The organism is Paenalicyclobacillus ferrooxydans (genome assembly GCF_001399675.1).
GTDB lineage: Bacteria > Bacillota > Bacilli > Alicyclobacillales > Alicyclobacillaceae > Alicyclobacillus_B > Alicyclobacillus_B ferrooxydans.
The window spans coordinates 126,787-152,428 of sequence record NZ_LJCO01000077.1 but is presented as its reverse complement, the minus strand read 5'-3'; the positions used below and the strand labels follow the sequence as shown (position 1 = coordinate 152,428).

General features: G+C 53.3%; 16 protein-coding genes. 13 read left to right on the top strand and 3 right to left on the bottom strand.

The window, feature by feature from the left end; translation table 11 throughout:
- Positions 1-1,457 precede the first annotated feature (1,457 nt).
- Together AN477_RS17955 and fabZ are read left to right on the top strand one after the other, a co-directional pair.
- Positions 1,458-1,997, top strand: coding sequence for a CDP-alcohol phosphatidyltransferase family protein (locus AN477_RS17955; RefSeq protein WP_054970545.1), 540 nt, complete (start codon positions 1,458-1,460; stop codon positions 1,995-1,997).
- A 371-nt stretch (positions 1,998-2,368) separates the two neighbouring features.
- Entirely contained in the window at positions 2,369-2,809 is a 441-nt protein-coding gene (gene fabZ, locus AN477_RS17950; protein ID WP_245631882.1) for a 3-hydroxyacyl-ACP dehydratase FabZ, read from the top strand.
- A gap of 45 nt (positions 2,810-2,854) precedes the next feature.
- Here fabZ and AN477_RS17945 read toward each other — a convergent pair whose 3' ends face one another.
- Positions 2,855-3,685 carry a sigma-70 family RNA polymerase sigma factor gene (locus AN477_RS17945; RefSeq protein ID WP_054970544.1) on the bottom strand — a complete coding sequence of 277 codons (831 nt, stop codon included), beginning with the start codon at positions 3,683-3,685 and terminating at the stop codon, positions 2,855-2,857.
- A gap of 293 nt (positions 3,686-3,978) precedes the next feature.
- On the opposite strand from AN477_RS17945, the gene AN477_RS17940 reads away from it, so the two are divergent.
- Positions 3,979-4,578: a hypothetical protein gene (locus AN477_RS17940; RefSeq protein WP_054970543.1), complete on the top strand. Its 600-nt coding sequence runs from the start codon at positions 3,979-3,981 to the stop codon at positions 4,576-4,578.
- On the opposite strand, the gene AN477_RS17935 is transcribed toward AN477_RS17940, so the two are convergent.
- On the bottom strand, positions 4,569-5,309 hold the full coding sequence (locus tag AN477_RS17935; protein ID WP_245631881.1) for a YigZ family protein: 741 nt from the start codon (positions 5,307-5,309) through the stop codon (positions 4,569-4,571). The genes AN477_RS17940 and AN477_RS17935 overlap by 10 nt on opposite strands.
- A gap of 782 nt (positions 5,310-6,091) precedes the next feature.
- On the opposite strand from AN477_RS17935, the gene AN477_RS17930 reads away from it, so the two are divergent.
- Together AN477_RS17930 and AN477_RS17925 are read left to right on the top strand one after the other, a co-directional pair.
- Positions 6,092-8,428: a beta strand repeat-containing protein gene (locus tag AN477_RS17930; protein WP_054970542.1), complete on the top strand. Its 2,337-nt coding sequence runs from the start codon at positions 6,092-6,094 to the stop codon at positions 8,426-8,428.
- Positions 8,429-9,028: 600 nt separating this feature from the next.
- Positions 9,029-10,246, top strand: coding sequence for a polysaccharide deacetylase family protein (locus AN477_RS17925; RefSeq protein ID WP_054970541.1), 1,218 nt, complete (start codon positions 9,029-9,031; stop codon positions 10,244-10,246).
- 10 nt (positions 10,247-10,256) lie between these two features.
- Here AN477_RS17925 and AN477_RS17920 read toward each other — a convergent pair whose 3' ends face one another.
- The gene (locus AN477_RS17920; RefSeq protein WP_054970540.1) at positions 10,257-11,534 is read right to left on the bottom strand and encodes a glycosyltransferase; all 1,278 of its coding nucleotides are present in this window, start codon (positions 11,532-11,534) and stop codon (positions 10,257-10,259) included.
- A gap of 338 nt (positions 11,535-11,872) precedes the next feature.
- Between AN477_RS17920 and AN477_RS17915 the strand changes: the two genes are divergently transcribed.
- From AN477_RS17915 to AN477_RS17880, 8 genes are all read left to right on the top strand, one after another.
- The gene (locus AN477_RS17915; protein WP_054970539.1) at positions 11,873-12,493 is read left to right on the top strand and encodes a hypothetical protein; all 621 of its coding nucleotides are present in this window, start codon (positions 11,873-11,875) and stop codon (positions 12,491-12,493) included.
- A gap of 48 nt (positions 12,494-12,541) precedes the next feature.
- Complete coding sequence (locus AN477_RS17910; protein WP_054970538.1) at positions 12,542-14,920, top strand: peptidoglycan-binding protein; 2,379 nt, start codon at positions 12,542-12,544, stop codon at positions 14,918-14,920.
- A 39-nt stretch (positions 14,921-14,959) separates the two neighbouring features.
- Complete coding sequence (locus AN477_RS17905; protein ID WP_157062041.1) at positions 14,960-16,612, top strand: DUF4855 domain-containing protein; 1,653 nt, start codon at positions 14,960-14,962, stop codon at positions 16,610-16,612.
- Positions 16,613-16,637: 25 nt separating this feature from the next.
- Positions 16,638-18,359 carry an S-layer homology domain-containing protein gene (locus AN477_RS24695; RefSeq protein WP_054970536.1) on the top strand — a complete coding sequence of 574 codons (1,722 nt, stop codon included), beginning with the start codon at positions 16,638-16,640 and terminating at the stop codon, positions 18,357-18,359.
- 342 nt (positions 18,360-18,701) lie between these two features.
- On the top strand, positions 18,702-20,873 hold the full coding sequence (locus tag AN477_RS17895) for an HlyD family efflux transporter periplasmic adaptor subunit (protein ID WP_054970535.1): 2,172 nt from the start codon (positions 18,702-18,704) through the stop codon (positions 20,871-20,873).
- On the top strand, positions 20,873-21,622 hold the full coding sequence (locus tag AN477_RS17890) for an ABC transporter ATP-binding protein (protein ID WP_083486417.1): 750 nt from the start codon (positions 20,873-20,875) through the stop codon (positions 21,620-21,622). The genes AN477_RS17895 and AN477_RS17890 overlap by 1 nt, the downstream gene beginning before the upstream one ends.
- Complete coding sequence (locus AN477_RS17885) at positions 21,619-22,833, top strand: ABC transporter permease (protein WP_054970534.1); 1,215 nt, start codon at positions 21,619-21,621, stop codon at positions 22,831-22,833. The genes AN477_RS17890 and AN477_RS17885 overlap by 4 nt, the downstream gene beginning before the upstream one ends.
- Positions 22,834-23,337: 504 nt before the next feature.
- Positions 23,338-25,635, top strand: a complete 2,298-nt coding sequence (locus tag AN477_RS17880; RefSeq protein ID WP_054970533.1) for an O-antigen ligase family protein — start codon at positions 23,338-23,340, stop codon at positions 25,633-25,635.
- Positions 25,636-25,642 lie beyond the last annotated feature (7 nt).

Sequence of the window (25,642 nt, the reverse complement as noted above, 5' to 3'; positions counted from 1 at the left end):
GGGAAAAGGTGGGGAAAAGGTGGGGAAAAGGTGGGGAAAAGGTGGGGAAAAGGTGGGGAAAAGGTGGGGAAAAGGTGGGGAAAGTGCGCCGGGGTGCTAAGTCGGTTTGGGCGACTAAGAAGGCGTAGGCCTAGGTGGTTAAGTCGGTTTGGCCGACTAAGATGCTCAAAATTCGCGACTTAAGTCGGTGTGACCGACTAAGAACCGGGACTTTGTGGCCGTGGAGGCTCGCTAAGTCGGTGTGGGCGACTAAGAAGGCATGGACCTTGGGTGTTAAGTCGGTTAGGCCGACTAAGATGCCTAAAATTCGCGACTTAAGTCGGCGTGACCGACTAAGAACGCGGACTTAGTGGCCGTGGAGGCTCGCTAAGTCGGTGCGAGCGACTAAGAAGGCGTAGGCCTAGGTGGTTAAGTCGGTTAGGCCGACTAAGATGCCCAAAATTCGCGACTTAAGTCGGCGTGACCGACTAAGAACCGGGACTTAGTGGCCATGGAGGCGCGCTAAGTCGGTCGGAGCGACTAAGAAGGCGTGGGTCTTGGTGGTTAAGTCGGTTTGGCCGACTAAGACGCCTAAAATTCGCGAGTTAAGTCGGCGTGACCGACTAAGAACCGGGACTTTGTGGCCATGGAGGCGCGCTAAGTCGGTCGGAGCGACTAAGAAGGCGTAGGCCTAGGTGGTTAAGTCGGTTTGGCCGACTAAGGTGCCCAAAATTCGCGAGTTAAGTCGGCGTGACCGACTAAGAACGCGAACTTAGTGGCCGCGGAGGCGCGCTAAGTCGGTCGGAGCGACTAAGAAGGTATGAACGTAGGTGGTTAAGTCGGTTTAGCCGACTAAGATGCTCAAAATTCGCGACTTAAGTCGGTGTGACCGACTAAGAACCGGGACTTAGTGGCCATGGAGGCGCGCTAAGTCGGTCGGAGCGACTAAGAAGGCGTGGGTCTTGGTGGTTAAGTCGGTTAGGCCGACTAAGATGCCCAAAATTCGCGACTTAAGTCGGTGTGACCGACTAAGAACCCGGACTTAGTGGCCGTTGAGGCGCGCTAAGTCGGTCGGAGCGACTAAGAAGGCGTGGGCCTAGGTGGTTAAGTCGGTTCGGCCGACTAAGATGCTCAAAGTTCTGGATTTAAGTGGGTGCGACCGACTAGAGTCGGTCGCCAACCAGCAAACATATTGTCCCGCACTGGGCTTGGCTCTGTTCTTGGGTCCTGGGTCTTTGTTCTTGGGTCTTTGACCAATTCAATTACATGCGGAGCATGTACCTTTTTTCCTTATGTCTATGGCCCTAAAAGTGCCCCCTGTTCAAATGTGGTGAAGACCGGTGGCGAACCGAAGGGTGCCGCCACCCCGCCCCAAGTCCCTCCCCCAGCGTAGGCCATTCGACCTACGAGTCGTGTGCCCGTTGCACCATTTGAGATTGAACAGATATAATTGGCTTGAATATAGAGGGGGTTTTAACGTGAATCTCCCAAATATCCTAACCGTGTTTCGGCTCGTACTCATGCCCGTGTACCTCTGGGCATTTTTCGTGACGTCGAGCCCTCATAAGGTTGGCGCACTCATTGTGCTGCTATTGGCGGGGGCTACGGATGTGCTCGACGGGCAAATCGCTCGCCGACGCGGGTTGGTGACGCAGGTAGGGCAGTTGCTCGATCCGCTGGCGGACAAGCTCATGATGCTCGCCGTCTTGTTTTCGCTCTTGGCATCGCACCGCGTGCCATGGTTAGTTGCTGGGCTCTTAGTGTTGCGGGATGCCGCAATGATTGTTGGATCGGCCATCGTGCATGTACAGGGGAGACGCGCGGTTCCGAAGGCGAACTTCTGGGGTAAGCTGACCACGGTGACTTACTATATCACGGTTTGTGTAATCATTCTTGCGTGGCCAAATCACGCGACGGGAGTCGCACTGTTGTGGTTCACTGTTTTCCTTTCATACATGACCACCGTCTTGTATCTCGTTGGAATGAAGCTGATCGACGTACGCCGCCGCATTTTGTAAGACACACCGTCGTGACCCGACTTGCGGGCGGGCGTGCCAGGTGACATCCGGCGCGTAAGGAACACAGGGCATACGTCGGCTGGCTTCTCACTAGTGAGCGGATCGCCTGTGTTCACAAAACGGCCCAGACGTTCTACGAGCCAGGCGATCCACATCACCTATGTGAACCCCTCCGGCGGTTGGATGAAGCAGGATTGCACGCCAAAGGAGGATGGACGTATTGTGCGTTGTTTCCCCCGGTTTATTATCCCGAATCTGCAGATGGTAGTACTTGACAGGTTGATCCGGTGTGCATGACCTGTTCTGTGTTTGGACAAGCCCACGGATCGATGATTGATGCTCACCGTCATAACGAAATGGAGGAAGGTCCCATGCCCGAGATTCAGCTGCCGATGTACGTAGAAGACATTAAAAAACTGTTGCCGCACCGCTATCCATTTTTGCTGATTGACAGGGTGACGGAACTAGAACCCGGCAAACGCGCCGTCGGATACAAGATGGTCTCAGCGAATGAACCGCACTTTACCGGGCACTTCCCGGAGTACAACTTGATGCCTGGCGTGCTCGTGGTTGAAGCCATGGCCCAGCTTGGCGGTGTCGCTGTGTTGGCCTTGCCCGAGTTGGCGGGCAAGATGCCGATGTTCGCCGGCATTGACAGTGCACGCTTTCGCGGCCAGGTCCGCCCGGGCGACAAGCTCGACATGGACGTCACGATTGATCGACTGCGCGGTTCCATGGGCCGCGGCCAAGGTATCGCTACGGTCAACGGTGAAAAGGTCTGCGAGGCAACCATCCTGTTTGCACTCGCGTAACGATTCACCTATACGGGTGTCGGGTGCCAGCCTGACCCACTTGAATCAGCCTTCTCCTCCGAGCGCTGCACGCAGTTTGTGCAGCGCTCTTTTTCGCCACGTTTTGACCGTTTCGGTACTGACACTTTCCTGCAAAGCCAAATCGGATGAGGGTTGTCCGTTCAGCATCGAGAGGACAGCTAGACGCTCCCTTGGTGACAGTCCTGCTGACTCCACGACGATCCGAATGTCCGCGCTGTCGTAGTCATCCCAGCTCCCGAAGGCCACAAAAGCAGACGCAGATTGTTTGTCCCAGTCGTCGGTGTTATCGGGATCGGACTCGGAGTCATTGGTGTGACTTCCGTAGCTGAGGCGTGCGTCATACCGCCAGAGGCGGCGCATGGCCGTCCGCACATCCCCTCGCACCTTGGAGAATACATAACCTGCAAAAGGAACGCCCATCGTCTCGTCGTACTCGTGTATGGCGCGAAGGAGCGCCAGGTATCCCTCTTGCAGAGCTTCGTCAAAGCCGACATGTGCGTACTGTTTCGCAATCCGGACCATGAGCGGCCTGAAGTGGTGCAGCAGCACCTCCGTTGCAACGTGGCACAGGTTTGCTTTGGCACCGAGATCGTCCGTGATGGGACTTTCGTCTGCGTACTCTCCAGCGGGGGAGGCAGCACCTGGGATGTTGCTGTCGTACGCCGCCGCCGTCATGAACGACTGTGTGCAATCGGAATGTGTGCCGTTAGAAGCGTTGTTACAAAAGGTTCCGCCATCCAAAGGACCGCCCGAACCTAGACCTTCTGTGGAACGGATGACCCGTAAAAGCCCGACAATTTCCTCTTGCGTCAGCATCTTTGTGCGGGGGTGCGACTGTTTTTCCTGCATGGACATTTGAACTTGCTCCTTCAGCAGAGACCGGTCAGCTGGGTATTGCGCGCAGGATTGAGCATAAGCGGGGAATATTCTATAGGCGAATCATGTGTTCTTATGGAGACTAAGGACTATCTCCTCCATATGATGTTTTGATTCAGCGGAAAAGCTCGGATTTACTAGGGGTTTTACCGATGAGACTATCTTTTGGGAAATGGGAGTTATATACATCTCCTCGTATTGAAAGGCGTACCCGGTCTGTTGTACGTTGATGTCTGGAAAGGCAAATTTAGGATTGCAGAGGGGGAAATTGGATGGATTATGGGCCCGATCAAGGGAAGGACCGTCAGTTGTCAAAACATGGGGAGGATGGACAAGCGACAAAGGAAATCAAGTTGGTTACCAAGATGGACCGGTCACCAGCAGACAAGGATTGGTGGATTCCCTTATTGGTGCAATTTCAGCCGATGTATGAACTGGGCTACGGCAATGTGAGCAAAGTGGAGTTGGAGAATGGCACGACATTCCACTATCGTCATTCGTGCGCACGAACCAAGAAGGATGTCGCGCATTACTACGCCATGGATTTGTGGGATATGAGAAATCTCTATCGCACTGCGACTTTGAGATCGCTGTCGGTTCCAATTGTTATTGCTTCCCGCGATCTCGTTTTTGTCCCCCTCCGCATGAGGACGCCGCAGACGAGAAACGATGGATCTGTCGGATACATAGGTCACCGCTTTATCGCGGATGTTTCGCGCATTGTCACAGGGAAGAAGTTTGATGGCCTCTGCATCACGTTAACCACAGGATCCGAGGTCTTTGTCGACATGACCAAACAGTGCTTTGAACAGCAGCTGAAGGATGCAAAGTACTTCATGTACTATTTGTGGGAACGGAGAGTTTACTTCTGATGCAAGACTGAATAGAGCAAACTACCGTCGGGGCGAACGCCAACATACGTCGGATGCGACACATCAGACCGCGCTTGCCCCCCGGTTACATCGGCAATTTTGGTTAACATCTCGCTGGTTTCATCTTCGTTTACCCAAATGGCAAAGGACACATCCTCCGCGTACGTCTTATCCTCGAGTGCGTACCCCGCCTCCTGCAACACATACTCCAACTTCCCGTACAAACTGTAGTCGCACCTCAGCGTGATTCTCTGCATTGGAGTGCACTTTAACACCGTCGCCGCATCAATGACACTTGACGCTCCGTCCGCATAGGCCCGAATCAGGCCATTGGCACCGAGCAGCATCCCTCCGAAATACCGCGTCACCACGACAAGTGCGTTTAAAATTGGACGCCGCCGCATCACATCCAGAATTGGACGCCCAGCCGTGCCGCTCGGCTCACCATCGTCGGAGAACCGCTCGACAGGAACACCGAGGCCGAACCGGTACGCAAAGCAGTTGTGATTGGCACCTTTGTGGACCTCGCGGATTTTCGCCAGTTCCTCTTCCGCTTCTTCTGCCGACTGGATAGGAACGATTCGGCTGATAAACCGAGACTTCTTAATCACGCTCTCCGTCTCGACAGTTTCTTCTATTGTGTAGAAAACCTTCTCCTCAGACATGTCAAACACCTCACCGATACCATACCAAGACGCTCGAACCGGGGCAACGTCAGTACCACTAAACACCCGACACATGTTCTCCAAAAAAATAGCTGAGAAAGTTGTAACCTAATTACGGGATGCGTCGTCTAACTATGTGGTGCTCAGTTGATAACCCATTTGCACTTGCTTTCCAACTGCATGAATTGGATTTTTGTTTCTCGCCAAACTTTTAGTTGCTGTCCTAATGAAGGCTGGAAGGAGTCTACTAGGTTAACCAACGTTACTGATTTAATGGTGAGAATTGCAGTTGAAATGAAAGTGAGAATCGGTCACAATGAGCACGTACCGACGGAAGTTCTTCACAAACCTAGGAATTCTCCTAGAAAAACTTTACTACCGTCGATATTGTCAGTATAATACATCATTGAGGTGTGCTTTCTTCCATGGCTAAAGGGGTTCCGTTGCCGGCGTCCCTGCAAATGAAACGCAGGCGTTTCACGGAATTCTACAAATTTCGCCGAAATAAAGAGGAGATTCGACATCAATGTCGTATCCACTCTATAGCGTCTCTAGTGGCGTGACTCACGCAATCATTGATGGGAATTAGAGACTCACACCACTCACTGAAGGGAGGGATGTCTTCCTGCGAGCTGAGCCTCGGAAGGCACTCCGATACATAGGTCAGGAACGCATGGGACGGGATTTGAGCGTCGCCTCCAAATGTCGAAGAGTAGCACCGGGTAGACAGGGCGTAGGGACATAGACGAGATCAAGGAGTTGGGGTGACCTCGTCAAAAACCCCATTCAGTAGAAACAATTAAGCATTATCTTAGTAGTTTAGCAGGTATTAAGGAGGAGAATAAGACTTGAAACGAGCGATTACAGGTATCGCTGCAGCTTCCGTGGCCCTTGGCCTCATGGCTCCTGCAGCATTCGCAGCAACAACAAGCAGCACGATGCAATGGCAGCAAGAATACATCAGCGTTAGTGGTCAACAAACCGGCTTCAAAGGTTTTGCGGCTAACTACGCAGGCGCACCGACCAACTACATGCCAATCTGGTATGTTAACCAAGCTCTGAAGAACATGGGCTTCCAGGTCAACTGGGACGGCACCAACCTCTTCATCAACAATTCCAGCATCACAGCACCAACGAATGCAACTCCGGGAAGCGGCCCGAACGGCATCTACCTGAATGGTGTCCTCGTACAGAAGACCACCACTAAGGTTGCCAAGGACCCAGCATCCAAGGTTAACACCACCTACATGCCGATTTACTTCGTGCTGAAGGTTCTGCAAGAAGTTGGCGTTGCACAGACCTCTAACTGGAATGGCACAACGTTGACCATGACAGCACCGACGCCGGTTTCTACAACCGCTGGATTCAGCAACTTCACGGTCAGTGGCGCACAGCAAGGTAACGGTACAGAAGCTAGCCCAGCTGTTAGCTCGAACGGTGGAGCGATTAGCCTCAGCACCACGCTGACAAACGGCACTACACCAGCTGCAAACACAGCTGTTAACCTGAGCATTTCTGGAACAACCGGGGATACCCCTGTTGTCGAGGTGAATGGCTCCTATGTCACCGCAACAGCCAACAGCAGCAACGATGGTTGGACGGCGTCGGTTGACACAAATAGCAGCGGTCAGTTGAACGTCTCCGTGGTTGGAACGGGCTCCTACACCGTTACAGCTACATCAGCGAGCAACAGCTCCGTGAGCACCGAGGGTTACGTAGCATTCTTGGGCTCGAATGGACTGCTCACACCGAACGCTGTGAGTGGCTCTGGCTACTCGGCAAACATCTCAAGCCTGAGCAACGCATCTGCGGGCGTGGTTCCTGTGACGTTTACGCTGCCGCTTAACTCCAGCGGAGATGTACAGGCTAATACCGCTGTGACGTTTAAGGTTTACGGTGGCAGTGCATTCTTGTCTACTTCTACTGGTCAAGAGATTGCAGCTAACGGCAACACCTACACCGTCTACAGCAACTCCATGGGCCAGGCCACAATTTATGTGAATGACTTCAATGCAGACAGCAACGTCGAAGTTGAAGCTGTTGTTGGTGCAAATCCAACTACTTGGACCAATGCTGCTACAACGTACATTGACTACTCCAACCCGAATTCACCAAGTGGTGCGTATGCACTGAACAACATTGGGGCATTTGCCTTCGCATCAAGCACATCTGGGGCAAGCACGTCGTCAGCAAGCAGTGTTGCTGGCGTACCTGTTACGAACTCAGTGTACTTTGCACCTGTTGACACAAACGGTGCGGTCTACAACGCAAACGATGGTGCTATCAATTACACCTTGAATGCGACCAATGGTGCGTACATTGGCTTGTCGCTCAACACCGGATCTGCAACTTCCCCATCGTTCAGCACGGTGACGTTGCCAAGCTCCCTGTCAAGCGACAGCAGCATGACGTTGCAGTTCCAGTTGGATTCTGCTGGAACGGGTTACAACGTATATGCGAATGGTATCGAGCTGACAAATAGTGCGGGCACAGCGTACGATGTGTCTACGCCTGAATTTGCTGCAAATGCTGTAGACGACTCGAATGCAACTGGCAGCGGTTCGACACTGACTGTTACTTCTGGTAAGGTCTCCGCTCAGGCTGACTTCGTGTTCAGTGGTTCGACACCTGCTTACGTGGTAGACTTCTCACCAGTTGTCTCCAACATTGGCGCGGACGGAACCGAGAACGTGACGTTCCAGGTTGTTGATTCCAGTGGCAACCCAGTTAAGAATCAGCAGGTCAAGATTGGCCTTGACGCGAATACTGCTGCTCAGGGCTTGTGGATTACAGCTGTTAACGGGACTCAGTTGACCACTCCGAATGGCACGGGCGGCACCGAGTACACCCCGATTCCGATGGACGGTTCCGCGAACACTGTGGCGAACTTGACTGACACGCTGGTTCCGGGTGTGGCGAACTGGTCGACAGGTTCTAACACATTCAACGCGTACACAGACGCGAATGGCGACGTTACGCTGACCATCCAGAATGGTGGAGTGTTTGCAGCGGTTAATGGTACAAACACGGCTGAGAACCAGACCAGCAGCACAACCGTAACTGCTTACACGTACACCTCTAACACGTCAAACAGCACACCGGCTGTTGACTTCACTTACGGTGGCGATGCAAGTACGTACGGTGCTTCGAATCAATCTCAGGTTGGTGAAATTACCAACAACTAATGACCCGAGTAGTTTTACTCAAAAGCGGCTGGCCTTCGGGCCAGCCGCTTTTTTAACGCCCGGGATGGAGGATAACTTGGGGGTCAAAGTCCGCGGGTTTGGCTCCTACGAATCGCTTGCCACGAGACAGCGTCAAGACCAACCGTAAACTGCAGCCTGAATAAATTAGAGATGTAGTCGCGGTCTAAGAACTAAGAACCCAGGAGCTGTCGTATTCGGGCGATTCTGCAGGCAGGACGAAGCGCTATACCGCAGTGACTGCCCTACGTTTGGCGCGTGCGTGGGGGAGTCATCGCTCTCACCCGTGGAAATCTTCTAGCGAGCGCGGGCAAATCAACGGGCATGCCCAAACAATGCCTGTCGAAAGGCTAGTTTACTCTGGGTGAACAGCTTATCCCCTTGCGGTAGAAGCTATGAGTGCAGGCGATCTGAGCAACACCGGCCTTCTACCACGGAACAATCACTTACACATTGTCTATAGGCACTAAGTCACTAAATAGCCAACCTCGAAATTTGTCGAGTACGCGCGTCACAACTCATGGCGCTCTTTCGTCTATATGTGTGTGGATACGCGCGCAATCGACACGAGGGGGGTTCATTTTGCGCAAAGCGGCAGGCCTTATTATTATTTCTTCAATATCCCTAGTCGGACTGGTGTCTGGCTGTGCTACATACCCGTCTGCAACACCGTTAACGGGACAGAGTGTCAAAACCCAGATCGACAGCAATACACCGCAGGTAGCGGAGCAGGCGCGAGCAGCAAACATACGCGTCGTCACAAGTCATCAAACCACTTCGGAAGTTTCTTTTACCTTGTCGGAATCTATTCATGACTTCCGGGTTCTCGCTGGCAGCCCTAAACCTATTCTTAGCAAGACTGGCCAATCCATCGTGTTTCAACGCGGCCAATCAACAACCCAGACCGTCACACTGCTCGTGACTGCAGGAAACGGGGACACACAGACACTGACGTTCCGTATTCCGCCCATGACCGTCTCGACTGCCTCGCAGGTGTCAGGGACGTCTGCATCACCAGGCAAATCTCAGTCGGGCAAGTCTCAATCAAGCACCTCGCCGATTGCACCCACATTCCCAGTGCAAGCGGGAACGCCAGCCAAGGTCGTCTACTTTGGTCCTCCAACCGGCCGACACGTCTACATCACGGTCGATGATGGCTGGTTTCCAAGCCAGCGTGTCCTCAACCTGATGCAGCAGCACGTACCGATTACAGCCTTTCTCATCAAAGATGCTGCTCGGGAACATCCAAACTACTGGAAGGCGTTTGTTCAAGCTGGTGGCGTCATTGAGGACCACACCGTGAGCCACCCGTGGCTAACGAGGGTTCCCTATCAGCAGGACCTTTTCCAGTGGCAAGACCCAATACAGACGTATTCAAACTGGTTTGGGCAAACTCCAACGCTTGGGCGTCCACCGTACGGTGCCATCGACCATAACGTACTGGTCGCCGCGCACAACGCAGGTCTGCAGGCCATCGTGATGTGGAGCGCTGAGTTCAGCCCTACAGACCCGTCAGCAGGACTACAGACCTGGAACCACAAACCACTTAGTGCAGGCGAGATTGTCCTACTCCACTGGCAACCAGGACTCTATCAACAAATGGAACAGGTGCTTGCAGAGTGCAAAAGCCTCAATCTGGTTCCCGCACCACTTGTCCTGAACGGGCCACAATCGACGACGGCGACACCCACTACTTCTTCGAAGACTGGGTCTGCGACTTCTACAAAGACTGGTGCCGCCACGACTACGACTGCTTCCACTACGACCACAAGCGCGGTATATGGTAGTCAACACAAATAGGCGGTCTGCCTTATAACTGTCGCAGGGCCTGGTCAGCCTTCCACTTTGCAATATCATGATCAAACGGGAGCGTGCCGGTGTACGTGGCGGCGAGCTTCTTCGCATGTAAGATGGACGCTCCGGCTTCGTCGGTATTCCGCTTGGCGCCTAAGAGTAACGCACCATAGGAAAACCAGGCGTCGGGGTGTTCGGGACAATCCATTGTCACACGTCTCAACACCTCTAGCGCTTCGTCGACATGGTTGGTAAGTGTGTAGCAATAAGCCAGTTGTGATCCGATGAGGGGCAGTAGTGGTGCATCTGTTGCGCCCCTGCCTAGCTGGTACGCCTTCATGAGGTGAGGAATCGCTTCGGTGTACCGGTGGTTGATGGACAACTCACGACCGTGATAGTACAAACTGGTGAAATCGGAGGCATCCTCATGAATGACTCTTTGAAGTAGGGCAATGTTCCGTTCCATTTTGCCGGGGAGATTCACCTGATTCGGGTCATAACCTGAGTGCATGAGTCGAATGCGTACTGATAAGCCCATCGGCTTTTGAACGCCTGTAGATGCGAGCACCTGTGGTGCCTCGTGAATCTGCCTCTTCCACTCGAAGTACTGTCTGGAAAACAGTCGAGGTACGGGGTAAGGGCTGAGAGATCCGCCGTTCTGATTCATCTGGAGGGCAAAAATGAGGGCCACACTTTCCTGGAACAGGGCAGCCGCAGTGCGCACTGAAACCTTGTCTTCTGGATAGAGTATCTCGTCCGAGTCGACGGAGAAAATCCAATCATGATGCGCCAGTGAAAGCGCATAGTTCCTGGCTTTCGAAAAGTCATCTTGCCAGGGAAAGAAGTGAACGGAGATTCCGAACGATTGAACGATGGAGACGGTGTTATCTCTCGATCCGGTATCTACCACGATAATCTCATCAACCGCCCCTTGTAGGGCGGCCAAGCATTCGGCGATGGTATTTTCGTTGTCTCGTGTCAGTACACAGGCGGACACAGGTACATGAGGCACCTGAAGGAGCTTCAAAACCTGTGTGTCATCCCGTCCTTCGGATACGGCATGTGCATCGCGTAGGGCGTCAGACTCCCACGGCGCGTACGGGTTAAAGAGCAGTGCCCGACGAAAACACAACTCAGCCATCCGGCCCCGCCTCAGACCAACCATCGCTTGGCCTAGAAACGTCCATGCCTGTATGTCTAACGGATCGGTCTTTAGTCGTTCGATGCAGGCGTATCGCACACCGTCATACTGTTTGTGTTGTAAACTTTGAATGATGTTGTCGTTGGTCTTCATGGCTCCATCGTAACACAAGCAGGTTCCGCGTGAGAGACGGCTGGTAATCCGGATCGGGCATCTGGGAATCGGACATGATTCGATAGAAATCTATCAACCACATGATGGCGAATTAGGGTATGATGATAGTACTCAGTAAAACAACCCCAATTTTTTGTCGATCGTTGCAACTCCCCTGGGCTCATAAACGTCAAATTTATTAGTTTTTTAAAATTTCACCACATGGGCCCCAGAATTTTATTGTATGTTGTCGAACATTGTTGATGTACGGCGTGTCTACATTTACGGGGCAGCCGTTGACAGGACACACGTAGTAGACAGAGATGGAGTGAATGGTAATGAAAAAAATTGTCCTCGGCCTCGCTGCAACGACCTGCCTGCTGTTAGCTGGGTGTGGTGCTGGGCCAAACGCACAGGGAACGCCACCGAGTTCAACCGGCGGAAGCACTGGACAAGTCGGGGGTACAGGAAACACTTCGAGTGGCAACGCTACGAGTAATCAGGTTACTGCAAACACGTCTGCCCCTACGCACACGACACTACAGCCCTTTACTGGATTTACTACGCAAGGCATCGCTGTGGACGTGCCTGCCGGTTGGAAGAAGGCGACCACCACCGGTGGAGATTACATAGCTGTCACATTTACGAACCCGCAAAATCACCTAGAGAGCGTACGCGTTCTGTATTCAACCTGTGTCGGGTGTTACATGAATTCAAGCGGTCAGCCGGACCCAAGGCTCGTGGTTGGCGAGAAGAATCCAACCAACGTTCAAGTTCAAGGGACAGGCGGTTTGGTTGCCACTTATGATTTCCCCGTGTCAGGCAGCACCTATGTGGGCAAAGGGATGGTGCAAGTGAGCAACAACCAATCTGGATATGCTGAAATTGACATTGCAGTGGGTCAAGAACATCAGACACTGGTGAACTCCATCATTAAGAGCTTCAATTACTCCTCGTAGACTCACGGTGTCGCGTGAAAATATCTGTGAAAAAGGGGTCAGAGAATTTTGAAACGAACCATACCCTTGTTCGCCCTGTCGTCGTCGTTTGCACTCGTGCTGTCGAGTCACGCCGTCTGGGCCTCCACACTCCCTTCGAAATCCTTGTCGACAAGTTCGAAGGCCATTTATTTGAACGGGAAACTCGTGTCGAAACCGAGCGGATTTGTGAAAAACGGCACGACGTATGTACCAATTTGGTACGTCGGTTACGCTTTGTCTCAGGCGGGAATATCGAATACATGGAAAAATGGGGTCATGAATTTCACAGTTCCGTCGCTGACCGGTCAAAAGCTTACCGCCGGAGCTTCGACGTCGGGGACTGTGAAGATGGCGATTAATGGTCAGGCCGTTGAGGCTTGCGACGGCATAGCTGCGATTGACCCTGCGTCGAATCAACCCACAGAATACCTCCCAATCTGGTATGTGATGCAGGCGCTCAATCAGATGCAGGTTCAGTCTAAATGGGACGGAACAAATTGGCGTTTGGCGACGACAAATACGTCATTGAACACGGGAAGCGGTTCGTCGGCCGGTAGCAGTTCAGGCTCAGGCTCAAAGTCAGGTGGAACCTCAAGTACAGGTTCGGCCTCGACGGGTGGTCAATCGTCTGCAAGTGGCACGGGTACATCGGGAAAGACATCAGCAGGAAGCGGATCGTCCGCATCGAGCAACCCCGCAGGGTCCGGTTCAAGCACGGGTTCAAGCTCAGCGTCTGGTTCCACCTCGCCATCTGGGTCAACTTCGACATCTAGTTCCACTTCGAGCAACCAGTCTGGCTCCACATCCGGGGCTGGGTCATCTGGGACATCGTCCACAGTCAGCGTGAGCGACCTGATTGATTCTATCTTAGGAACGACGTCTTATACGCAGCTGCCGCAGCTTACTGTGGGGAGCAGTGGCCCGTACGTGAGTGTAGTACAGTCTTTTCTCAAACAATTGGGGTACCCCGCAACGCAAAGTGGCCAGTTTGACGCAGTGACGCAAATCAACTTGGAACAATTTCAAAATGCAAATGGGTTGACCAGTAACGGTGTCGTGGATTCCGAGACATGGAAGGCACTTCAGCAAGCCGTCTTGCTAATGGATGCGCCCCCCGCGCAGACCTCGACATCTTCGTCTTCAACATCATCCACATCTTCGTCGTCATCTTCTTCATCGACGTCACCCATCCCGTCGCAACCGACTGGAAACGGGTTTACGAATGTGGACCTGCGCTATCCTGCGCCGGCGAACATCAATACCAATTCCATTAACTCCTACCTCCAACAGCACGGGGCACCGCTAACAGGGCTGGGGCAGACCTTCATGAATGCCCAACAATTATATGGAATCGACGCAAACTACCTTGTCTCTCATGCAGTTCTGGAGAGTTACTGGGGCAAAAGTCAGATTGCTCAGTCGAAGAATAATCTGTTTGGCTATGGGGCGTATGATTCAGCACCTGGTCAAGATGCAGGGCTGTTCCCAAGCGAAGAGTATGCGATTCTGTTTGAAGGCTGGGTTGTACATAACAGCTACTTGACCCCTGGTGGTAGTGAGTACGTCTCGCCAACGCTTGTAGGCATGAATGTCCACTATGCGACGGACCAGCAGTGGGCGAATTCCATCGGATCGTTGATGGGACAACTGGCGTCATCGGTCAATGACACGGTCGCCAGTTATCCGCAGTACAACCCTGGAAACCAACCACCCGCACCAACGTCGACACAAGAACCGGTTTATTATACCAACGCGACGGCAACGGTTCAGTCTGTCCCCAACTACCCGGGCTTGCCCTATTACTCTTCGCCCGGAACGGGAGATCAAGAGATGTATGTGGGGACGCTGCAACAGGGGGACAGCGGAGCGAACGTTGCTGCTGTTCAGGCCTTCCTCGACCAGACCATGAATGCAGGGCTGACCCAAGACGGGCAGTATGGTCCGCTGACGAAGCAGGCAGTCATCGCATTCCAAGCGGCACATAACCTGCCGCAAACCGGACAGTGGACGTACACCATGTGGCAGATGTTCATGCCCATGCCAGCCACAATTCCATCGGGACAAACGGTCACGATCAGCAAAATTGAAATGGGTATGGCCAATGGTCTTGTCGCCGAGTGGGACTATGTGAATGGTTACGGCTGGGTGGACTCGCAGTACCTCACCATGCAAAACGTCTACCGCGCGATTTCTCTGCAGCCGGAGAGCATTAATACCACCATTCAAGTCTACGGACAGGACAAGCAAACCGTCATCCAAATCATTCACTCTGGGGACTTTGTCGTCGCAACTACGGCCACACCGCAAAACGGGTTCTTCCCGGTAGAAGTATGTGACCAAACTACGGGCCAAGTCGAACAGGGTTACATCTCTGCGGCAGAAGCCAATCTGGTGCAATTGCAGTAGACGCTACTTCACCTTAGAACCAGGAGGTCCACCATTTTGATGAAGAGAAAACAGTTTACTGCCGGGCTCGGGACGGCCAGCTTGCTGTCGACATTGTTGCTCGGCAGCACAGCTGCACTTGCGGCAACCGGAGCCGGTACGACAACGACAAATGCAACAACGAATTCGGCGATCACTGCGCCGTCTGCATCCGCAACCGTGTCTGATTTGATGTCGGGTGCCAGCGTTCAGGTATCCACGGTCGGCCCCACCGATACCACGTTTCACAGTCAAGAAGCTGCATACAACACGCCGCTTGTTGGGTCTAACTCATGGCACGGATTCCTGCGCCAATCCGCTCGTAATATCACGGTAAATCTCGACGGCTATCATGCACTCAACACGATTTCCATTCAGATGGAGCAACAGGGGTCGCTTGGTATCTACTTTCCCAACCAAATTCAGTTTGAGGCGTACAACAATGGAAAGTGGTATACGATTGGGACCGTTCATCCTGCGGTACCGACAACGAACGTGGTCACGAACGTCCAAACCTTTTCCGTGAACGCATCGGGGATTACTGCACAAAAGGTCCGCATCCATTTTCCGGTTGACGTGTGGGTATTCGCTCGCAACGTGGACGTCCAAGGCAACCTTGCCACAGCAACATCGGCATCGATTCCCACAACATTGAATCCGGTGCCGTCTGAAGGTACAAGCCCAATGCTGGCAACGTCTACAGCTGCGCACGGCATTCACAATATGCTTTTGGTGTACACAGACGGTGCCACTGCCTCGCAGTCGGTGTGGTCGACCTCAGACTTTCTGCCGATGGTGGCGCATCAACAGCCAGACGGAACGCTGAACGGCGAGATGTTTGATACGTTCTTGTTCCTGCCCTATAACTCTCTGAAAGACACACAAGCAGGGTGGTCGGGGTACATCACCAATTTGTTCGCGCCGAATCAGCAACTGTCTGCTTTGAACGCGGCGGTTGCACAAGCCAATCAAGCACTGAACACACCGAACCGCAAGGTGAAAGTGGTTTTGACGATGCCGTATCCGAAATTTGGTGACGGCAACTGGGGCACGATTAACGGTCAGGAAATCAACTTTAGCGGATCTGTGGGCGACCCCGTAGCGCGCGGCGCACGCGACGCAGCGATGTCCTGGTACTTGAACCTGTTGCTTCAAAATTGGACTTCTGCTAACTTTACCAATTTACAACTCGCCGGGATTTACTGGGGTAATGAGCAGGTTGACTACAGTGCTCCAGGAGAGGTGCAAATCGTCCAGGATGCGGTCAGCGATGTTCACCAACACAACCTGCCGATTTTTTGGATCCCGTTCTACGATGCCTCGGGACTCGACAGTTGGCGGTCATTTGGTTTTGACGCAGCTTGGCTGCAACCAAACTATGTGGAACTGGGAACGAATAATACCTCCCGTCTCACCAACGCGGAACAACTGGCGGCGACGTATGGACTAGGCATGGAACTCGAGGTGGCAACGGGCGCGATTACGCCAACCGCGGCAACCTTTTACAACAACACCATCAACCAACTCACGCAAGATGAGTTTGGGGGCGGTGTGTCACACGCGTTTTACGCCGGCAGTAAAGGGCTGGTTCAAGCGGCGCAATCGTCTCAGCCCTACCTCCGGGCCGTCTATGACAACACCTACAACTTCATTCAAAACACCAGCGTAAAATAACACAGCATGAAACGGAGACTTTAACGTGAAATACAATCGGGAACGGTTTTATGCGACTGTCGGGGTAGGGGTTGGCGTCGCTGCCATGGGGCTGATGACTGCTTTGGTCCCTGCTGCCTATGCAAGCACAAAAACAGCCACAACTTCAACCACAAAACCAACGACAACATCAACAGCAACAACAAAGACAACATCAACAGGAACAACAAAGACAACCACGTATACCATGAAAACCGCAAGCATCGTATGGCAGGGAAAGTCGTTTTCACATCCGGATTCGTTTGTGTCGGGTGGGACCACGTATATGCCGATTTGGTACGTGAGCCAACTGCTGTCGCAAATTGGCGTGCAAAGCACGTGGAACGGGCAGACGTGGAGCATCACAGCGCCAGCGAGTCTCGCGCCAGACCTAGAAAACGTGAATCCAGGCAAGGGCCCGATGAATGTCACGTTGAACGGCACCGTCGTTGAACGAGTAGCTGGATTGGTGGCGAAGGACCCCAGTTCGAAATCGAACACCACCTTTATGCCCATTTGGTACATCATGCAACTCTTAAAGCGCGTTGGCGTGCAGTCCACCTGGAACGGCGCCACCTGGGGACTGACACAGACGCGCAGCGTCTCCATTGTACCCGGGACAACCAAGGCTGGGTTCATCCAGGACTTTATGATCACGCTTGGCATCCCGGCAGATTGGAGTGCAGTCGTTCAGCCTGCCCCGCAGAGTACACCTGCAGGAAGCACATCAAGCACATCAAGCACATCAAGCACGTCAAGCACGTCAAGCACGTCAGGCACATCGGGCACATCGGGCACATCGGGCACATCGGGCACATCGGGCACATCAGGGTCATCAGGGTCATCAGGGTCATCAGGGTCGTCAGGGTCGTCAGGGTCGTCAGGGTCGTCGGTGCCTGCATCTACCGGAACCCCATATGACGATGTGAAGGCAACAGACAGCTCGTGGGCCTACATCAGCGCTGCGGTGCAAGATGGGTTCATTTCACCGGATAGTCAGACACATTTTGGTGCTTCCGATGCCGTGACTTTGAATATGGTGGACAACATGTACTGGACGTGGCTCAATATGGGGCATGTCTCGTACCAACCCGGTCAGTCTGTCGCTGGTTGGGCACAGTCCATCGGACTAAACCCAAGTGGTGTCAGTAACACCAGCCCTTTGACCAGCGCGGAGGTCACACAGGTGCTTGGAAATCTTGAGGCATTGACACATGGCTTCGCAAAAACGTCAAATGGGACAGCTACCCTGTGGCATATCTACTATCCGCCGCAGGATGAGTACAACGCGACGTTCAGTCAATTGACCGTGAGCGGAAGCCCTGTCTACTCGCAGTCGAATGCCAGTCAGGTGATAGATAAGGTCTACCAGTTCTTCAACAGCATCACTGTCACCCCATCCAGTGACAACCTCGTCATATCGATGCCAAGCACAGTCAATAAGCCGTACTTTGCCTATGCGGGGACAAGTGGGGACATCAACTACAACCTGTTCAACGGTGACGGCGCTTCTTGGGTCAGTGAACCCGTCTTTGATGGCCGCAACATTGTCGCTGCAGACCTTCCATCCAATGTCACACAGGTGCTGCTCCGCGTACCGAAGGCCTCCGGGGTGACACTCTCGTTCAACGAGCAGTTACCGTCTCTCGGTGGGTCAGTGACGCTGGGTGAAATTCAGATATCATGGACTTCGTCAGGTGTGGTTGTCAAGCGCCTGAGTCTCAACTAGAACCGTACGCTTTATCTCTTCTCAAGAGACGACTGGAAGGGCAATCCCGGCAATGATAATGGTTGCCGGGAAGACCACTACAGAGCGAAGATTGCAAGGACCTCAGGCATGTGCCGCAGGTCCTTGCAACGTTTGTCATTTCTCCACGAAAGTCCATAAAACCTCCACACAAAGGCCAACAATTGTTTTTCGAAGAGGCTATACTAAACTTCATAATTGATTTAGTGTGCAAAATATTGGACTCATAGACCTTCGTAAGACTGCAAAGCAATCATCAAATGCCTAGCAACTTTGATGGTCCAGACAGCACACAAGCACGTGGCTGAGGGAAGGGGAATTCATATGGAGCCGCAGGTTGAATCTGGGTCTTCCATTGTGCGACCGATGTTCAAGAAATCAAAGCGCAAATGGCTCTATGCTGGCGCAGCAGTCGTGATTGTTTTGGGGGTGGGCATCCCCGTCACAATGCATAGACTGAAAGGTGGCTCGACGATTTCCGGACCGATGATTTACACGGTAGGATACGGGGACATCGTCCAATCTGTCAGTGCTTCTGGCACCATACAGCCTGCCGCAACGGCAGACCTGAATTTTGCGGATTCAACAAGCACTGTCACACAAATCAACGTAAAGATTGGTCAAACCGTGAAAAAAGGCCAAGTGCTAGCCGTCGAAGACGACTCTACGACCAGAGCCGCTCTGTTGGCCGCCCAGGCTGGTGTTGCTCAGGCTCAGGCAGGGCTTGCATCCGCACAAGCGAATCTGACAAAGACCATGCAAGGGGCAACGAGTTCTCAGATATTGGCGGATAAGCAGGCCATCCAAAAGGCGCAGTTAAGTCTGCAGAGTGCACAGCAGTCGTATCAGACACAACTTGCAGCATCAAAGGACACATCGAGTCAGCAGCAAAAGGTTTTGAGCGCACAGACACAACTACAAACGGACGAGCAGGCAGCAAGCAATACATCGAGCGTGAGTGCCGCGCAATTGCAATTATCTAATGACCAGCAGACCCTCGCAAACGACCAACAGACGCTGAAAAACCTGCAGGCCCAGTACGGTACAGTGACCGAAGCGCAGGTCCAGCAGGCCTGGCAGCAGTATCAGTATGAGAATAGCCTGTCGCAGAAATGGTTGCAGGGTCAACAGGTAGGACAGAATCCATACGGCGCCGCAGACACGCTGGACCAGACAACGTACACCACCTTGAGTACGGAATACTCGGCTTTGCAGAAGGCCGAGCAGGCCGTCACCACCGACCAACAGGCGATACAGAGGGATCAGCAAAGTTTGACGAGTGCCCAGACATCACTGGCCCAGGCAAAACAGCGGGTTGTGGTGGATCAACAAAACCTCAAACTTGTGGAACAACAGGTGAACGACACCAGTTCGACACAGCAGGCACTCGCTACTGCGCAGACCCAGATTCAACAAGATCAACTTGCCTTGCAGAGTGCACAAGACCAACTCGCCACAGATGAGCAACCACCTGACGCAGCTACGGTCGCGAGTGCCCAGGCCAGTGTCTCCTCGGCTGAGGCGAACGTGCAGTCGGCACAGGATAAACTCGTTACTGCCCAGATCGCGGAGAGCCAAACGAAGTTGATTGCCCCGATTAACGGGGTGGTGTCGCAAGTGAATGGGCAGGTCGGGCAAACTCCGAGCAGTGGCAGCAAAACGGGTACCACCAGCAGCCCCTTTATCGAAGTCGTCGATACGAATCCGAACGACCTGCAGGTTCAGGTGCAGATCAGCGAGTCTCAGATTGGTGAAGTTCAGACGGGCGATCCGGTGTCGATGACCGTCGCTGCACTCCCTGGTAAGACTTACTCAGGAACCATCACACAGATTTATCCGACTCCGACAACGACATCCAACGTGACACAGTACACCGCGGTCGCCACAGTCCAAGATACGACCGGGCAACTGAAGGACGGCATGACAGCCAGCGTGAGCATCCAGACTGCGACGGCAAGTCATGTGGTGACCGTGCCGGCCATTGCACTCCAGCAAGAAGGCTCTATCGAAGGCGTGTATGTGTTGGATGCATCAGGCGGAACCAGTGGGAGTGGTGCACAAACCGGCGGTCCATCAGGTCAAGGCGCAGGCAGCAAGTCTTCCGGTGGAAAAAGCGGTCAGGGCGGCTCTGGACGAGGGAACGGCACGAGCGGGGGCTCTGCTGGTCGCGGCAATGGCAGCGCTAGTGGCAATGTATCCGGCGGTTTTGGCGGCGGTGGATTCCGAAATGGCCAGACCGGCGGCTTTAGCGGCAGGTTCACAGGGGGCTCACTCACCAACGGGCTGCCGAAAGATGTTCATTTTCAACCTGTTCAGGTTGGCCTGTTTGGAACCAGTGAAGTCCAGGTCACCTCTGGCCTGCAGGCGGGTCAAAAAATCCTTGTGCAACTCCCGGCAGCTGCCGCAGCGAGTGCCGCCCAGAGTAGTGCCCGTCAGTTCGGTGGACCAGGAGCTGGTGCAGCGCGTCGCCTAGGCGGAGGAGGCGGGAAAGGCTAATGGGCGCTTTGATTGAAATACGGAACCTGGTCCGGCAGTACGTCATTGGCGACGAAGTCATTCGCGCGCTCGACGGCATTGATTTGACCATCCAGCACGGCGAGTTTGTCGCCATTATGGGACCATCCGGTTCAGGCAAATCAACGGCCATGAACATGATTGGCTGCCTGGACTTGCCCACGTCGGGAACGTACGTCATCGATGGCTACGACGTGTCCGGACTGTCTGAGGACCAACTCGCAGAACTGCGCAATCACAAGATTGGGTTTGTGTTTCAAAATTTTAATCTGTTGCCAAAGACGACCGCGCTGGAGAACGTCGAGCTGCCGATGATGTACGCTGGGGTGCCTGCGCGGGAGCGGCGAGCTCGTGCGATTGAAGCGCTTGAGCGCGTCGGGCTCGGCAATCGGCTCGGCAATCGACCGAACGAGTTGTCCGGTGGTCAGCAGCAACGGGTGTCCATTGCTCGCGCACTGGTGAACCACCCCGCACTCATCTTGGCAGACGAACCGACCGGCGCCTTGGACAGCCATACGACGGACGAAATCCTGCATCTGTTCGAGGAGCTACATGCACAGGGCAACACGATTGTCATCGTCACGCACGAGAATGAAGTCGGGGCACACGCAAAGCGCATTGTTCGCTTTCGCGACGGGCGCGTAGAGTGGGATAGCCAAAATGGTCAAGGCCCTCACCTTGAGGCACTTGCGCTTCATGTCCCGGCCGACGAGGGAGGCGGCAGCGCATGATTTGGACGGAAACCTTTCGCGTTGCCTGGCGCAGCATTCGTGCAAGCAAAATGCGTTCGTTTCTCACTATGCTCGGCATCATCATCGGTGTCATGGCTGTGATTGGCAGTTCCGCTGTCGGCACGGGCGCCAAACTGATGATTACGAAGCAAGTCGAGAGTCTCGGCTCCAACATCTTGACGGTGATGCCGGGTTCATCGGGATCGGGCGGGATTAACCGAGGCGTCGGCTCAGCCACCACGCTGACAGCGAACGACGCAAACGCCATTCTCGCGCAAGACCCGCAGGTGGCTGCTGCATCACCCTTGGTGTCAAGCAACGCACAGGTAGTGTACGGCAGCAACAACACATCGACTGCGATTGAGGGGACAAGTGCGCAGTACCCGCAGATCAAAAACATCACGATGGCGGATGGCGAATACTTTTCGCCTGCTGAGGTCACTCATGCATCAAACGTGGCCGTACTTGGAGCAAGTGTACCGGCAACGCTTGGAATGAGACAACCGGTCGGGCAGACCATTTACATCAACTCGATCCCGTTTACGGTCATCGGTGTCGCCGCCACACAAGGTGCTCAGGGATTCCAGAGCCCAGATACCGCCATCGCCATTCCGTACACGACTGCGCAGAACTTGCTGACCGGTACGACAAATGTCCAGCAGATTGTCGTATCGGCCAAGTCTTCCGCTGTGATGGATGAAGCGCAGCGCGAAGTGGCCGCAACCTTGCGCGTGACGCATCAGTTGCTCCCAACCGAAGCCAATGACTTTTCAATTTTGAACCAGGCGACCATCCTCGGGGCCCTCAGCAGCATTACTACCATTCTGACGGTGTTGCTCGACGGCATCAGCGCCATCTCACTGCTCGTTGGTGGCATCGGCATCATGAACATCATGCTCGTATCGGTCACCGAGCGTACACGAGAGATTGGTATTCGCAAGGCCATTGGCGCGAAGAAGGGAACCATCTCAACTCAGTTCCTGCTCGAGTCGCTGACCCTGAGCCTGTCTGGGGCGTTCATTGGAATGGTTGTTGCCGGCGTTGCCGCAGAAATCATCGGCAAGGTGGTACTCAAGATAGGGAACGTGGTCTCCGTACCAGCCATGGTCCTCGCCGTGGTATTTTCCATCCTCGTTGGCATCGTGTTTGGCGTCTATCCGGCGCGCAAGGCCGCCAACCTGAAGCCGATTGAGGCGTTAAGGTATGAGTAAGAAGAGACAACCCATATAGATATCTGTGATGGCCGTGCCACGTTGTGGTGCGGCCACGCTTTAATGATTCGCGAGAGGCCCCAGTTTCAAAGTATATTGCGATGACCGTTTTGGCTTATAGGTCTCACATGCGAACGACAACATGACTACTACCTCCAACCTACAACTCGCTAACGCGACTCACTTACAGCTTGCTTATAACGTGCTTATAACTTACTTACAACCTGTTTACAACTCACTTACAACTGCTTACAATCCATTTACCACCCGCAATGAATTCTTAATACTAGACTCGCCGTTGCCGAATCCCATCCGTATGGTCAAAAGTTCAACAGCCTCCCAAAACCGACCAGACAAGAATTTACATAATGTTCCAAGCACCAAGCTCGTAATATCTTCTCGATACCTTCTGGCGTGTGATAGAATCATAGGGACGAACAGCGTCCGCCAAACTATGACGCAACTCGACATGGCATCAGGGTGAAAACTAGGAGGCTCCGTAGCTTGAAACGATTGGCTTTGACCAGTGACAGGATATTTGGTTTTGCCTACATACTGTTGTTTGCGGTATTCATGGCGATTGCGTTGCTCCATCGAGGGTTGTTTTTTGCGCCTGAAAAGGTGACAGCAAGCACCATCGTCGTTGCAGGCGCACTTGTTACAGGAATTATTGTGACGCTTTATCCACCACTTCGAAAACATTATCGAGTGCCTTGGTCCCTTTGGCTTATGTTTGGTTACACCGCATACGCGTGGCTGACGACGCTTTGGGCGGCAAACGCTGAATATGCAGTACAAGGTGCCTTGATTGACACTGCAGCTGTTGGGTTGGCTGCGTTTGTTCCCTTGCTCACTCGGACATGGCGTGCCTGGCTTCTGTCCATCATTGCGTTTTTCGGTCCGGCGCTTTACCTGTTTGCGATGGGAGCAGCGCTGAAGTACTACAACTACACCAATGCTATCCAAGCGGGCTATATGGATTCCGTTTTCCAGTATCACAACACCTTTGGGGCTTTCTCACTTGCGGCAGCCCTGATTGGGGCCCTGCTCGCGGTACGAGCTTCAAATGTTTATGTGCGCGCCTGGTATCTACTGAACAGTGCCCTCTCAATCGTGGGTGTTGTCGTTTCTTACTCACGGTGGGTTTGGATTTTGACCGCTATCATGATTATCCTTTCCTTTTTGTCACTCATTTCTATAAAGCGGACGCGTGACGGGTTCTATGCATTGGTGTTTGCGGTCTTGCCGGCCTTGGCTGCAAGCCCGTTTGCCCTTTCAGCCATACACCACGCTTCAAAGAAACAGTTTGCCGTTGTCCTTGTCATCGCTCTTGTGGGTGCAATTATTGGCACGCTGGTTCTACTTGGAGTCAGCAAGATCAAGAAGAAATGGCAGCAGGTCGTCATTCCCTCGGTCTTCACGTTTTTTGTGCTCGTTGTGGCAGTCGTGTTGGTCCACAAGGAGGCATCGAAATTCTCCTCTGTCTCAAAACGAATCGGAAGCATCACCTTGAGTAGCTGGAGCATGCGCCAGAGGTTCTGGTTCTACGGTGCCGCCATGCATATGTGGGAGCATAACCCCATCTTTGGGGCAGGTGCCGGTGCTTGGAACGCCAAGTTTCAGGCGTATCAACAGTTTCCCTTCTGGTCCACGATGACCCACAGCGTTGTTATGAGTCAACTCGTGAGCTTTGGGCTGATTGGTCTGATTCTTTGGCTCGGGTTTTTGGCCTTTGCATTTCGCAGCACAGGAAAGATTGTGCGCAAACGCAATGAGGATAGTCTCTTGTCTCTGGCTGCAATCCTTGCCCTTCTTGTGATTCTTCTCCATAGTTTGTTCGACTTTGATATGAACTTTGCCACCGTGGTGTTTGTAGTATTCGTCTTGCTTGCCACGGCAGCGACGCCGTCGCTGCTGCCTGTGTATGAAACGAGTAGTGCAGCAAGAAGCATAGAGAACCATTTGACCAAGAAGGCATGGTGGCTCTTGCTTCCCTGTGTCGCTTCTCTTGGGCTCGTCTACGTTGGCGGCACGCTCGGGGTGTCGGAGATTCAACTTCAAGCAGCTGGTGGAATCACAAACACAGACGCAAAGATCGCGAAACTGCAATCAGCACAGCACTATGCGCCTTATACTGTGCAACCGCACTTGCAATTGGCGGAGATGTATTACAACAACTATCTCCAGTCTCACGCGCTCAGTGACCAGGAAGATGCATGGCGAGAGACGCAGTGGGCGAGCCGACGGGGGATTTGGGACCCGTCAGTACTTGCAACGACAGGAGTCATCGCCTACAACCTTGGGCATATCTCAGAGGCGGTTCACTGGACCCAAGGGTCTTATCAAGACGGAAAGCTAACGACGAAGTACAGTGAGACATTTCTGGGTGTTGCTTTGTGGTCAGGGGTCAGGGAGGCGCAGAAATATCCGGCCGATGCTAAGAGCGTCTTTCAATCCGTTGTCAACACCTATAACGCGGTTCAAGCCAATGAAAATCGGTTGCAGCACTTGCCGAAAGAAGTCCAACAGCAGTGGCAGTTAACGACGGATGCACCGATGACCGTGTACATGGCAACTGCAGAGTATGCACTGGGCAACTTCCAGCAATCTCTCAGCAATTTACAATCGCTGCCAACGACCAATCGTGACCCTAATACCATGAGTCTGGCGCAGATGGTCGGACTGTTGGACAAGGCCAACATGAATCACCAGCCGACAATTAATTTGGTCAGCAAATTGCCAAACAGGTCGCCACAGATGTTGAACGAATTTGAAGCTCTGGCTTCGATTCATAACGGATGATGGCATG